This is a genomic window from Marnyiella aurantia (assembly GCF_014041915.1).
Lineage (GTDB): Bacteria > Bacteroidota > Bacteroidia > Flavobacteriales > Weeksellaceae > Marnyiella > Marnyiella aurantia.
In genome coordinates, this window is sequence record NZ_CP059472.1 from 2,368,788 (window position 1) to 2,382,374 (window position 13,587).

Genomic DNA, 13,587 nt, shown 5'->3' on the forward strand with positions numbered 1-13,587 from the left:
AGATTTCAGCTTATAAAAATGACAGAATTACAACAGTTTAAGGAAGATTACCTAGCGCAGTTTAAAGAAAGGACCTATGGCAGGAACCTGCTGAAGGCTGAAGACCCTTTTGATGCCCCATCGGAGGAGTGTGGAATTTTCGGCATTTACTCAGATACCGATCTGGATACCTTTTCACTTTCGCAGTTTGGGCTTTTTGCCCTGCAGCACAGAGGTCAGGAGGCTTGCGGTATCTCCGTAATGAAAAATGGCAAGATTGTAAACATTAAGGACGAAGGTCTTGTACTGGATGTGTACAAGGAAATCCGCGATCCTGAAATGTTTATGGGCAACTCGGCCATCGGCCATAACCGCTATACAACTGCCGGCGACAAGAAAAAATACAATTACCAACCTTTCTTCGCCAAAAATGAATATGACCAGATTGTGCTCTCAATCGCACATAACGGAAACCTGACTAATGCCACAATTCTTAAGAAGGAACTGGAGGCCGAAGGGGTGGTTTTCCGTGCTACTTCGGATTCAGAAGTAATCCTGAGGCTTATCCAGAAAAATCTGGATCTGGGTCTGCGAGGTGCCATAAAGGCAACCATGGAGAAGATTGAAGGTGCCTACTCCGTGGTAGGAATGACACGTAATAAATTCTTCGCTTTCCGCGACTTTAACGGAATCCGCCCATTGGTTCTGGGTGCGATAGACGAAAAAACGTTCGTGGCCGCTTCCGAATCTGTGGCACTTGATGCCGTAGGTGCACAGTATTTACGCGACATCCTGCCGGGTGAAATTGTATATACAAGTGAGAATGAGACCGGTTTGAAATCTTTCCTTGTTAAGGAAAACTGTGAAAACAGGATCTGTGCCTTCGAATATATTTATTTTGCCAGACCCGACTCCCTGCTGGAGAACATCAATGTTCATGAGATCCGTGAACGCTCCGGTGAGAAAATCTGGGAGCAGGCGCCGGTTGAGGCAGACATCGTAATTGGAGTGCCGGATTCCGGTGTACCGGCGGCAATTGGTTTTTCCAAGGCATCCGGAATACCTTTCCGTCCTGTTTTGATTAAAAACCGATATATTGGCCGCAGTTTCATTGTTCCCACTCAGGAAATGCGCGAAAGGATCGTTAACCTGAAACTGAATCCAATCATCTCCGAAATAAAAGGGAAGAGGGTAGTGATCATTGACGACTCCATCGTTCGTGGGACCACTTCCAAGCGACTGGTGAAGATAATGAAAGATGCCGGGGTGAAAGAAATCCATTTCAGAAGTGTTTCGCCGCCAATTATTGCTCCATGCTATCTGGGGATAGATACGCCGTCTAAGGATGATCTGATCTCTGCCAATATGACTAAGGACGAATTACGAGATTATTTAGGTGTAGATTCACTTGAATTCCTGAGCATGGATAACCTTAAAGTATTGCTTGGAAGCAGCAACCACTGCTTTGGCTGCTTTACTGAAGTATATCCTGTACCGCCCGGACCGAGTTCCGATTACACAGACGAATAAAAAAAGGTTGAGAATTTTCTCAACCTTTCTTTATTTGCTTAAGTGGTATGCTTAGAATTTGTAAGCCAAACCAGCCTGGAAGACGTTGTTCTTAACTGCATCACCGGAGTTTTGACCATCTTTATAGATGTCTGTAAATCCAGCAACATATCTTGCTGTAATACCGATGTTAGGTGTGAAGAAGTAACCAGCTCCGATACCAGCTCCAAAGTTAAAACCGTTAAGGCTGTCTTTGTAGTTATCTGACTCTGCTAATGTTTCACCAGTAGTTTCGTTCTTAGCTTTGTCTTTAGCTGAAACCAACAGTCCGAATTCTGGACCTGCTTCAAGGTAGAAAGATGGAGTAACATTGTACTGCAGCATAACAGGAAGAGCTACATAGTCCAGGTGCGTTGCGCCGGAATATCTTGTTTCGTCAGTAATAATTGTTGAAGGAACAGTGTAGTCATATTTTTCACCATACTGCGTATAGATCAACTCTGGCTGAACGGAAAAGCTCGCTGCGATTGGAATGTTAGCAAACACACCTGCGTTGAATCCAATTTTAGATCCCTGGTCACTTAGGTTTGAATCCTCAGATAATGAAGAAACGTTCATACCCGCTTTAACACCAAACTGCTGTGCAAATGTTAATGTACTCATTACCACGGCTGCACTTAAAAATAACTTTTTCATAACTTTTAATTTTAATTGTCTTAATTTTTCTTAAATTTTTGCCAATTTTATAATGCTTGTAATTTATGTAAGCTGGTTTGTTATACAATTGCTGAAATAACTTATACAATTTTCATAAACCTGCACTATTACTGGAGTTCCTATTTGTTGTTCACGGATACCAAGTACACAAACGCTGTGCCAAATAAAGATGGAGAGGTGTTAAATTAAACAATAGTTTAAAAAAAAGAAAATATAAAGTATTGGAAATCAGAATGATATATTGCTTTGGCAGTCTTTATTTTAACACCTTTAAAATGATGGACTGCCTGCCAAAATGCGTAAAAATCAGGACAAATTTTGATAATAATGCAAAGCATTACAAATGTTATCTTCCTTAACGGATACGTTGTAGCTGCAAGTGCCGGGAGCAGTTACCAATGAAAAGTTGGTTTGGCCGTGAGAGTTCTTTTTATCAGACTTCATCAGGGTTAACAACTGCTCGTGGCTGATGTTTTCAAGAGATATTTGTGGGAAAAATTTACAGATATTCCGGATAATGGCCTCACCGTCTTCTTCGCTGATCAATCCCTGCAAAAGTGAAAGCCGTGTCTCGCAGATCATTCCCAAGGCCACCGCTTCGCCGTGTAGAATTGGCTTTCCCGTTTCCAGAAAGAGACTTTCTACTGCATGGCCTATTGTATGTCCGAAGTTCAGGGTTTTTCGGATGTTTTTTTCATGAAAATCAGCCTTCACCACATCCAATTTTATTTCGCAGGAACGGCGGATATACGGATAGAGTTGCTCCGCTTTCAATTCTGGCAGAGTTATTAAGTGTTCCCAATGCTGTTTGTCCGCAATTAGTCCGTGCTTCAGCATCTCGGCGAAACCACTTCTTAATTGCTCGAAAGGTAATGTCCTTAGAAAGTCGGGGAAAATCAAAGTCAACTCAGGTTCCGCGAAGGTCCCGATGATATTCTTGATAAAGCCGTGGTCTATACCTGTTTTGCCGCCAATTGAAGCGTCGCACATGCCTAATAGAGTAGTAGGTATGTTGATGAAACGGATGCCGCGTTTGTAAGTTGAAGCTATGAAACCGCCCAAGTCGGTGATTACTCCGCCGCCCAGATTAATGAGTACCGCGTTACGGTCGGCTTCAAATTCGGCCAGGACTTCCCAAAGCTGCGCAGCCGTGTTCAGCGTTTTCATCTCTTCGCCGGGTTCTATCTCCAGAATCTCGTAAGGTACAGTGGTTTCCATGTTTCCAAGGAGGGTAGGCAGGCAATACTCATGCGTATTTTCATCGACCAAAATAAAGATTTTGGAAGGCTTCAGCTTTTCCAGAGTAGAGTTAAGTTGTGAGAAATCGGTATCAGCGAAGGTGAGCATTGTTTTTTTTTGGCAAATTTAGGGATTAGAGTTTAGATGGGAGATTTCAGATGTCAGATGTCAGATGTCAGATTTCAGAATCAAGAACCAAGAGCCAAGAGCCAAGGAAAAAGTAAAAAGTAAAAAGGCAAAAGTAAAAAGTGAGCTTTAAGGCGTTTGCTCTTTGACAGCAGGGCGTATAGCTTAAAGCGTATTGGTTATAGCCTGCCCAAGAGCCAAGGCAAAAGTAAAAAGTGAGTTTTATGAGTTTTCTCTAGTTAGAATACATAAAGCTTAAGCATGGTGCGTACAGCCCGAACCAAGGAAAAAGAAAAAGGGCAAAAGTGGTTAGGAGGTTAGAGCCAGGAATCAAGAATCAAGAGCCAAGGCAAAAGTTAAAAGTAAAAAGTTTGGAAGAAAGAGGAAAGAAGAACGAGGAAAGAAAAAAGATAGGGCCGTGGAGATTTTTTGCGGCTTTCTTTGTGTTCCTTGAGAAAGACTTTGTGAACTTTGTGGTTAGATGAAAGCTGAGAGCACAGAGCTGAATGCAGAGAGCCAGGAGCCAAGATTCAAGGCAAAAGTAAAAAGTAAAAAGTGGGTTTTCTGGGTTTTGTCCCAGTTAGAAGACATAAAGCTTAAAGCATAGTACGCACCGACAGAACAAAGGAAAAAGGAAAAAGTGAGTTTTAGAATACCAAAGCTTGTCACATTCAACCCAAACCTATACCCGCTCCCGTAACACCTGTCTCCGCATTAACTAATCACTAATCACCATCCACCAATCACCAATCACCACTCACCACTCACCACTCACCACCTCAACCCAAAAAACCGTATCTTTGCGTAAATTTTTTAGTAATATGAGCCGCGATAACAGCAATTCAGGAAAATCCCAAAGACCGGGAGGTTCCAAATCATCATCCGGTGCAGGTAAATCTCGCGCGCCCCAGTCCGATAAACCAAGAGCATCAAAACCTTCTTCAGGCGCCGACAAACCCCGTACGCCGAAAGCAGATACATTGGGAGCCAAATCCCAGCCGCGTGCCGGTAAATCCAGAACTTCCAAACTGGAGCAGCCGCGCGAACCCCGACTTTTCACTCAGGGTGAAGTCCGCAATTTTGAACGTATGCCGGCCGCCAAAAGAGGTGGAAATACTGCCGGTAAAGAGTTGGGCCGTAAGATCATCAACAGAAATGACGATGCCGAAAGAACCCGCACCTTTGTACAGAAAAGAAGACTTGAAAAGATATCCAAGGAAGTTCCGAAAGAGAGCATCCGCCTTAATAAATATATCGCCAACAGTGGAATCTGCAGCCGCAGGGAAGCCGACGAACTGATTGAGCAGGGACTTGTGCAGGTGAACGGCCAGGTAGTGACCGAAATGGGCTACCAGGTGCAGAAAACCGATAAAGTAGTCTTTGACGGCCAGGGTATTACGCCGGAAAAACCGGTTTATGTACTGCTGAACAAGCCTAAAGGATACATCTCCACCACCAAGGACGAGAAGGCCAGGAAAACCGTAATGGACCTCGTGGCCAATGCTTCGCCCTACAAAGTACATCCAGTGGGCCGACTGGACCGTTCAACAACAGGGGTAATCCTCCTTACTAACGATGGGCACATGACGAAGAAACTTACGCACCCTTCATTCAATGCCAAGAAAATCTACCACGTTACGCTGGACAGAAAACTGGACCGTGCGGACCTTAACGCCATTGCTGAAGGAATCCGTCTGGAAGAAGGCATAGCCGAAATAGACAGCATTTCCTATATTGAAGGTAAGCCGAAGAATGAGATTGGCATCGAGCTGCACATTGGCTGGAACCGCGTTGTAAGACGTATTTTCCATAAACTCGGATACGAAGTAGAGTTGCTGGACCGTGTCATGTTTGCAGGCTTGACCAAGAAAAACATCAAACGTGGTCACTGGCGCATCCTTACAGACCTGGAGGTGAATAACCTTAAAATGCTGTAAAACACTTTTTGTAGAAATAATAAAATCCGTCTTTTAGGCGGATTTTTTTTGGTTGAAGGAATTATGGCGCTCCCCTGAAATTTTTCAGTTGCTGATGTAGTATGCTGTTTATTTCTTCAGCTTTATTAAGCGTCATCAGGTGCCCACCATCTTTCACTCTTGCGTCACATTTAACAAACCAATCAGGTAATATTTTATCGTGTGTTCCATGAATATGAAACACATTTTTTGTGGATGTATAATTTTTCCATCGGGTGATACTGTCAATTGCCCATTTTAGAAAAGTCCCGTCGGTGTCTGCAAGGATTTGTTTTAAAAGTCTTTTTTCAGACTCCGAATTTGCTCCGAACATCCAGTTTATGAAAAAGCTAGGCCTTTTTAAAAGTTTTTCAGATAGGAGTTTATGCAGCCTGAGTTGTCCGGCTATGCGGAAGTAAAATGGTATTTCCGTTCCTGTTTTTGCAGATGCGATTAAGATAACTTTTTCGGTGTCGATTTGTTTTGCCACTTCCACAGCCATCATTCCCCCGAAGGACAGTCCGATCAGAATTGGTTTAACTGTTTTTATTTGCAGAATAATCCTGGATGCATAGCTTTCAATTGTTTCCGGCCCTTGTGGATCGATCCATTTTATATGCGTTATGTGGAAACCCGAAAAGTCCAGCTTTTGGAAAACTCTTTCATCTGCACCCAATCCGCTGAACAGATATATTTCTTTTGTCAAAATTCCTTTAGATTTAAGTTTAACAGAATTATTTTTTAAAATAGATTGTGAAGTTTAGGATATTTAACTGCATTTGCATATCAAGTCACTTCGACAATTATTAAAGTTATTAAAATTGTGGTGATGACTGCAGTTTTCAATCTAAGCTTTTTGAGCCTCAATCTGTTTCCTATAAAAGTAATTCCTGCACTCAGTAGTAATCCGATAATATACTGTACTACCTGGATCGGCTCTTGATCTAAAGATTTTGATATGATTAGTAACAACAGAAAAATTCCTAAAATCATTATTATTGCTCCATATTCACTTTCCCTTTGCACTTTAGCAAGCTTAGAAAACTTTAGTGAATAATAGAAGAGTATGATGCCAATTAGTAAGTTCGCTAGAATTATGGGGTTTGATATTAGATATGTTCTGCTAAAAGAATATAAAATTAAATCAGAAAGGAAAGTGTAATAAATTGAAAGTGGTAACATAATTATGCTGCCGACTATAAATAGCCTTGAGTAAATCTCAGTATTCAGTCTTTTTACAAAAAATGATAAAGCAGACAAGCCCGGCAAAACTATCAGAACAATATTGAGTAAAGCGATGTTTAAGGAGTCAACTTCACTTTTTGAGCTAATATAGGTATCAATAATACCTAAGACAGATATTAACAAGACTATATAGTTGAAAATCCTGTTTGAATATATTTCTTTCATCTGTTTATTTATGTCCTATTTTCAATCTAGGATTCCCATTGGCTGCGGTAACTCGCTTCTCATTCACCCGTCCAAAACGGCCTGAAGATATTCTGCAGCCATTTCATTGCTGCCCGGGTACTCGTAGATATTAAATTTTCCGTTACTATTTTTCTTTTTTTAGGGCAGAGTCCTGAGCGATATTACGAAAAAGTTAGGATCTTAGACATATATTTTTAACTTAGCAGGTAACATAACTGTAATCAGTCACCATGGAACTGCCACAATACTTCTACTGGATTCAACTAATTCTTGGAATCTTCACCCTGTCGTATCTGTTAAAGTCAAAAAACCAGCTTCAACGAGCGGTCGGAACTACAGAGAAGAAGTTTATTGCACGTATGTTAATCTCAGGACTGATCCTATTTGTAACAGGTATATTTTTTGTTGACGACTATTCCTTAAGCAATATCTACACGGTTTTCATTGTGACGCTCACCATGGTTTGGGCCGTTGCCGCACTTTATATTTTAGTGCGAAGATGGAAATCAATTTGAATTTAAAAGAATGTATTATGAGCAGAGGTTTTGTAAAGGAAAGCGATCAGGAAGATTTGCCAATGGTTCCGCCGCGTGCCGACTTACCCGCCGGCATGGTGAATTACGTTACTGAGGTAGGTTACGCAGAGTTACTTGCAGAACGCGATCAGCTAATTCATGAGCGCGACACACTTGCAGTTTCAGATGAAAACGAAAAGCGCATCACCGTTAATTTCATCAATGCCAAATTAGACTTGCTCAATGACCGCATCTCCAGCGCGAAAGTGGTAGACCTTTCAAAGCAGCCAAAAAACAAAGTACGTTTCGGCGCGGAGGTGTTCTTTACGAAAGATTCAGATCCAAAAATTCAGCACTATCAGATCGTAGGTGTAGACGAGGCCAATATTGCCAAAGGAAAAATTGCATTTACCTCGCCCATTGCGAAGATATTTATGGACCGAAAAGTGGGCGAAACTGCAAAACTGAAACTTGAAAAAGGGGAGAAGGAGTTTAAGATTGTGGAGGTGACGTATTAACGTAGAAAGTTACCGTAAGTTCAAACTGTGAATCTCTGTGAAATCTTCGGTTTGCCTCACCTTCGGATTCGTGTGTTTCAGACAAAACGGGCCCAGGGGGAGCGGAATGGAGTGAAGCTTAAGTATTATTAGGAGCAGTTATTTCCAGTTTTCTAATCTCCAGTTCTGTTCCAGTCGTTCGACCATCAACCTGTCATTCATTATTCCGTGTGGTGATAGTTTTAAGTTCTTCTCATCCAGGTCTGACTTTAGTTCTCTCTTAAGAGTTGATTTATGTACAATATGCCATCCAAGAAATTCTCCTCGGATATTGTATTCACTGCGAGCAAATTCAGAGTTGATAAATGTTTTAGGAATTTCAAAATTATCAACCATTTCCACAATTTTTCTCCTTACGGCTGTCTTCAAAGGGAATCCAATATTCCATCTTTCAGTTTGATCCACGCCAGCTTAGGTTATTTCTCCATTTGCTGATATCGGTTCCAGAACCCGTACAAGATCAATTCCTAATTTATCTGTTTCCACATACTGTAAGTATCCGAAACCTATGTTAGTCTTTATTTTAAAAACGTCACCTATTTTCATGTTAATTGCTCATAATGACCGCCCAGCTTTCCCCCCCGCTTCTCGAAATAGATCCTGAACTGGCGCTTCCATCGGTTTATGCCTTTTATCCAATTGAAATATTAAGATGTTTCCCTAATCCAAGTTCAATCAATTTATAATAGGTAGAAATTTGGATATCACTTAGTCCACGTTCTATTCTGGAAATATAACTTTTTTTCGTCCCTGTTTTTTCGGCAAGTTCTTCCTGAGTTAAGTTCGCTTCAATCCGCGCTTCTTTCAACATAACGCCTAATCTGAATGCAAGAGAATCCGCATCAAACTGATCTCTTTCATTATTTCCTTTTTTACCGTATTTCTCGTCAAGGAGTTCATCAAAAGTTTTAACGTCTTTCATCTTTTTTCTGTTTTAAATATTCCGTTTTCAAATTCTCTGCAAGATTGATCTCATTTTTAGGAGTTTTTTGGGTTTTCTTAACGAAAGCATTTGTCAAAATCACCAATGTTCCTTCATCCTGGACGCATAGGATTCGAATGCTTTTCTGTGATGTAATTATTCTAACTTCATAAATTCCATCCGTACTTTCCAGTTTCTTAAAGAACTTGATTGGAATCTGCCTTTCAAAGCGAACCAGATCCAAAACATATTCAATTTTTAACTGAACTTTTGAATCCTGAGATTTATAAAAGTCAATTACATTGTCCCCGAAGAAAATAATTTCTCTTGCCACATAACAAAGTTAACTAATTAGTTTACTTTATTCCAAATATTTATGAGGCTTTTTAAGTTCTGACGAAGTGTATATTGGGCCGATATTATTTTGCTCCGAAACGGAATGTGTCAAAGGCGGCAGTTGGAAAAACATCGTGTGAATGCAACGATGGTTTCCAAAATGTAAAAACAAATACTCCATAGACTGCTGAAATTCCGCTGAAAAGCTTCCGAAGGTGAGCCTGTCCAGAGCGCAGCGAAGGATCTAACGGGCTTTCATTGTTGGCTTTTCAAGCCTAACGAAAGCTTGCTTATTATAAGCGGTTTTCCTTATCAGCATCTTGTTTTTTCCATTTTTCAGCAAATGAAATATAGTTTTCTTCAAATGTTTGTCCGTTAAAACTATAGCATTTAATTCCATTTACTTCTACTATCTCAGCAAATGCTTTACCTTCTTCTGTTAAATTTACAATTTCATTATCAACTGATAAATAACCTAATTTATGCAGTGTGCTTATATTGTTTTGTACCGATGTCCTTTGTGTACTCAATTTTTCAGCATCGCCATATTCCATATCTAAACGGTCAGTTGACTTTACAACTCCTTTGAAATCTCTAATCCCCAAAATTGTCGCTAAATGGTCTTGTCGTTTACCTGCCACTAAAACACTGAAAATTAATTCATACGTTTTTCTATTTATGGCTTTGTAATCAGTCAATAATGTTTTTAATGTAAGATCAAGTTGTCTTTCTAAACTTTCTTTTCCTTCAATTGAGTTTTCATATTTAATAATTCTAAAGTGTGCAATATCAAATGGTGTCTTATTATATTCTCCTTGTGTAATTATGATTGTTTGATTTTGTTTTAATGTATGCGCCATCCCTAATTCATAGTACACATTTGGATTATTGTCTGAAATATCAACGATGATTATTGATGCATCCTTTATTTCTTTAACAATGTCGTCATAAATTGGCTTAGTTGAGAAGATATCATCCGCTCTTCTTATCTCTAAATTATGTTTGTCACATATTTTCTTAACTGAGTAGTCGTAAGCATCTTTTGCAACTTTGTTTGAAAAAGGCATTACCATAAATACTTTTTTGTTCATATTGTTCTTACTTTAAAATCGCTCATCACTTACTTATAGGCACACCAAAAGCATACAAATCCAACCGGTTAATGTTGCATCATTATACTTTATTTTACCAAATATAATATAATTACTTCACCGCGCTGCATTTCCTGTTGAAAACAAAAAAAGGCGGAAGAAGTAAAAACTTCCTCCGCCCAAGAGCCCAAAAATCAAATAAACTATGAAAAAAAAATTATTTGGGCTCCAATATGCTGAACGGTACGATACACTCTTCCAGTGAAATGCCGCCGTGCTGGTACGTATCTTTATAATAGTTTACATAATGGTTGTAGTTCTTCGGATAAGCCAGGAACATATTGTTCTTTGCGAAAATATACTTGGAGCTCAGGTTTCCCTTAGGCAGGAACAGTTTCTCCGGATTGCTTATGGCCCAAACGTCATTGTCTTCATACGTCAGGCTTTTCCCGGTCTTGTATCGGATATTGGTTGATGTTTCCCTGTCACCCACCACCTTGCTGGGTTTCTTCACATAAATGGTTCCGTGGTCGGTCGTGATCACCAGTTTAAATCCGCTTTCTGCCGCCAGTTTAACAATCTTCAGTAAGGATGAGTTCTCAAACCAGTTATAGGTAAGCGAACGGAAAGTCTTATCGTCACGTATCAGCTGGTTGATGATGTGGTTGTCGGTTTTGGCATGGCTCAGGATATCGATGAAGTTGTAAACGATCACCAAAAGGTCGTTGTTCTTATGCTGATTGAATTCCTCCAGAACCTTTTTCTCAAAATCCGAGTTCAGGATCTTCAGGTATTTCATTGATTTTGATGAAAGGCCCAGACGTTTCATCTGGTCTTCCAGGAATTCGCGTTCATGCTCGTTCTTGTTGCCGTCTTCATTATCGTTAAACCACTTGTCCGGGAAGCGTTTTTCAATTTCCGAAGGAAGCTGACCCGCAAAAAATGAATTCCGCGCGTATTGGGTAGCGGTGGGCAAGATGCTGTAATAGTAATCCTCGGAGGTTTTGTTATAGAACTTGGTGAAGAGCGGCTCGATCATTTTCCACTGGTCGTAGCGCAGGTTATCGATCATCAGCAGCAGGACTTTGTCCTTTTCCACCTCTGCCTTTACTTTTTCCTTGAAAACGGTGTGGCTCATCATGGGCTTGTCGGCACCGTGCAGCCATTCTTCATAATTGTTCTCGATAAACTTGCCGAACTGGATATTGGCTTCCTCTTTCTGGCTCTGCAGCAGGTCGGCAAATTCATTATCGGCCACCTTGTCGAACCGGATTTCCCAGTTCAGGATTTTCTTGTAATATTCGGCCCATTCTTCATAGGTCCTTACGTAGGAAAGTTCCATCGACAGCTGGCGGAAATCCTGCTGATAGCTTTGGATCGTGCGCTGCTCTACCAATTCGTCTTCCTGCAGGTTTTTCTTCAGTGAAAGCAGGATCTGACTGGGGTTCACAGGTTTCAGGATGTAATCTGCGATCTGCGAGCCAATGGCTTCTTCCATAATATGCTCTTCCTCACTTTTGGTTACCATAACGATCTTAATCGCGTTATCCCGCTGTTTGATCATGGGTATAGCCTCCAAACCGGAAATTCCCGGCATATTTTCATCTAAAAAAGTAAGTGCAAAATTTTCATTGTCAATGAGCTCCAGGGCATCATTCACGTTGTTTACAGGAGTAACGCTGTAACCTTTATTCTCTAAAAAGACAATATGAGGTTTCAGTAAGTCCACTTCATCATCAATCCATAGTATTTTTCCTGACATAAAATTGGGTAGATTTATTTATAGCCGGATGCCGGCATTAGTATTGTTTACAAGCTTCAAAAATACGACCAAAGCTTCATAAGTTTTGCCCAAATTTTTTGGCTGGAACGTTAAAGTTCAGTTAATGTAACTTATGGTGATTAAGCGGATATTCCAGTTCCGGCAGCTCTCAGTACAAATCCCTAACTTTGGGCTTTACATTTCAGGCTTCATGCAGAACAAACTTAAAATCATCAACGATCCGGTACACGGATTTATAAAAATTCCCTACGAACTCCTGTTCGATATCATTGAACATCCTTACCTGCAGCGCCTGCGGCGGATTTCGCAAACCGGACTCCTGAACCTGATATTTCCAGGAGCTACCCACACGCGTTTTCACCACGCCATTGGTGCTATGCATCTGATGTTTACAGCCCTGGAAACCCTGAAATTAAAAGGAGTACAAATTTCAAAGGAGGAGGAGCAGTCGGCTATGGCCGCAATTCTGATGCACGACATTGGGCATGGACCTTTTTCGCACGCCCTGGAAAGTATGCTGATGGATAACTGGCATCACGAGAAACTCTCGCTGCTGCTGATGGAAAAACTGAATACTGAACTTGGCGGGCAGCTGGATACAGCAATTGAAATGTTTAAAGGCAATTACCACCGCCGGTTCTTTAATCAGTTGATCTCCTCGCAGCTGGATGTGGACAGGCTGGACTATCTGAAACGCGATAGTTTTTATACGGGCGTGTCTGAAGGTAATGTGAACACGCAGCGAATCATCTCCATGATGAACGTGTCTGGTGATGAACTGGTGATTGATGATAAGGGTATTTATTCGGTTGAGAACTATCTTACCGCCCGCATGTTTATGTACTGGCAGGTGTATTACCATAAAACCGCGGCGCTGGCCGAATTCCTTCTGGTGAAAATCATGCAGCGTGCAAAACAGCTGGTGCTGGAAGGGGTGAAGCTGCCTGCGTCCGGAAATCTTGCTTATTTCCTCTATAAAAACCAGTTCGAGAGTGCGACTGAGGAAGATATCAGCCGTTTCACCGAACTGGATGATACCGATCTCGTTGCTGCCATGAAACTCTGGCAGGATGCCGATGATTTTGTACTGTCGTATTACTGTACCGCGCTTATGAAGCGTAAGTTTCCAAAGACTATAATATCTTCCACACCCTTTTCGCAGGAATTTATTGATGAAAAAGTTCAGGCCGCAAACTACAGTCTGGGTATCGATTGCGGCGATAAGTTGGTCCATCAGATCTCACGCAGTCTTTTGCCCTACAATCCGGTAAAGCAGCCTATCTTCTTACTTGGTAAAACCGGTGGCAGAATGCTGCTGAATGAATTTGAGGGCCAGATTCTTTCCTCATTCATAGCAGAACCTACCACGCGCTATATCCTCTCCTTCCCGCGGGGCTTATAAGGTAAATAAATTAGTTCCGGAACAG

Annotated in this window: 13 protein-coding genes; 5 read left to right on the forward strand and 8 right to left on the reverse strand. The window is 41.1% G+C overall.

What is annotated here, in order from left to right:
- The first annotated feature begins 18 nt into the window (after window positions 1-18).
- Window positions 19-1,509, forward strand: coding sequence for an amidophosphoribosyltransferase (purF, locus tag H1R16_RS11015; RefSeq protein ID WP_181886497.1), 1,491 nt, complete (start codon window positions 19-21; stop codon window positions 1,507-1,509).
- Between the two features lie 51 nt (window positions 1,510-1,560).
- Here purF and H1R16_RS11020 read toward each other — a convergent pair whose 3' ends face one another.
- Both H1R16_RS11020 and aroB read right to left on the reverse strand, forming a co-directional pair.
- The gene (locus H1R16_RS11020; RefSeq protein ID WP_181886496.1) at window positions 1,561-2,184 is read right to left on the reverse strand and encodes a porin family protein; all 624 of its coding nucleotides are present in this window, start codon (window positions 2,182-2,184) and stop codon (window positions 1,561-1,563) included.
- Window positions 2,185-2,511: 327 nt separating this feature from the next.
- Window positions 2,512-3,552: a 3-dehydroquinate synthase gene (gene aroB, locus H1R16_RS11025; protein ID WP_181886495.1), complete on the reverse strand. Its 1,041-nt coding sequence runs from the start codon at window positions 3,550-3,552 to the stop codon at window positions 2,512-2,514.
- Window positions 3,553-4,391: 839 nt separating this feature from the next.
- Here aroB and H1R16_RS11030 point away from each other — a divergent pair.
- Window positions 4,392-5,507: a pseudouridine synthase gene (locus H1R16_RS11030; protein WP_228451047.1), complete on the forward strand. Its 1,116-nt coding sequence runs from the start codon at window positions 4,392-4,394 to the stop codon at window positions 5,505-5,507.
- A gap of 61 nt (window positions 5,508-5,568) precedes the next feature.
- Here the strand turns inward: H1R16_RS11030 and H1R16_RS11035 are convergent, their stop codons facing one another.
- Window positions 5,569-6,231 (reverse strand): alpha/beta hydrolase, encoded by a 663-nt coding sequence (locus tag H1R16_RS11035; protein WP_181886494.1) that lies wholly within the window; start codon window positions 6,229-6,231, stop codon window positions 5,569-5,571.
- A gap of 955 nt (window positions 6,232-7,186) precedes the next feature.
- On the opposite strand from H1R16_RS11035, the gene H1R16_RS11040 reads away from it, so the two are divergent.
- Both H1R16_RS11040 and H1R16_RS11045 read left to right on the forward strand, forming a co-directional pair.
- On the forward strand, window positions 7,187-7,471 hold the full coding sequence (locus H1R16_RS11040; RefSeq protein WP_181886493.1) for a hypothetical protein: 285 nt from the start codon (window positions 7,187-7,189) through the stop codon (window positions 7,469-7,471).
- Between the two features lie 17 nt (window positions 7,472-7,488).
- Window positions 7,489-7,989: a GreA/GreB family elongation factor gene (locus H1R16_RS11045; protein WP_181886492.1), complete on the forward strand. Its 501-nt coding sequence runs from the start codon at window positions 7,489-7,491 to the stop codon at window positions 7,987-7,989.
- A 138-nt stretch (window positions 7,990-8,127) separates the two neighbouring features.
- Here H1R16_RS11045 and H1R16_RS11050 read toward each other — a convergent pair whose 3' ends face one another.
- The 5 genes from H1R16_RS11050 to porX all read right to left on the reverse strand — a co-directional run bounded on the left by H1R16_RS11050 (window position 8,128) and on the right by porX (window position 12,139).
- On the reverse strand, window positions 8,128-8,364 hold the full coding sequence (locus tag H1R16_RS11050; protein WP_182035765.1) for a hypothetical protein: 237 nt from the start codon (window positions 8,362-8,364) through the stop codon (window positions 8,128-8,130).
- A gap of 295 nt (window positions 8,365-8,659) precedes the next feature.
- Window positions 8,660-8,950 (reverse strand): helix-turn-helix domain-containing protein, encoded by a 291-nt coding sequence (locus H1R16_RS11055; RefSeq protein WP_181886490.1) that lies wholly within the window; start codon window positions 8,948-8,950, stop codon window positions 8,660-8,662.
- Window positions 8,937-9,284 (reverse strand): type II toxin-antitoxin system RelE/ParE family toxin, encoded by a 348-nt coding sequence (locus H1R16_RS11060; RefSeq protein ID WP_181886489.1) that lies wholly within the window; start codon window positions 9,282-9,284, stop codon window positions 8,937-8,939. The genes H1R16_RS11055 and H1R16_RS11060 overlap by 14 nt, the downstream gene beginning before the upstream one ends.
- A gap of 295 nt (window positions 9,285-9,579) precedes the next feature.
- Entirely contained in the window at window positions 9,580-10,377 is a 798-nt protein-coding gene (locus H1R16_RS11065) for a helix-turn-helix domain-containing protein (RefSeq protein WP_181886488.1), read from the reverse strand.
- A 217-nt stretch (window positions 10,378-10,594) separates the two neighbouring features.
- Window positions 10,595-12,139: a T9SS response regulator signal transducer PorX gene (gene porX, locus H1R16_RS11070; RefSeq protein ID WP_181886487.1), complete on the reverse strand. Its 1,545-nt coding sequence runs from the start codon at window positions 12,137-12,139 to the stop codon at window positions 10,595-10,597.
- Between the two features lie 211 nt (window positions 12,140-12,350).
- On the opposite strand from porX, the gene H1R16_RS11075 reads away from it, so the two are divergent.
- On the forward strand, window positions 12,351-13,562 hold the full coding sequence (locus tag H1R16_RS11075; RefSeq protein WP_181886486.1) for an HD domain-containing protein: 1,212 nt from the start codon (window positions 12,351-12,353) through the stop codon (window positions 13,560-13,562).
- Window positions 13,563-13,587: the final 25 nt, after the last annotated feature.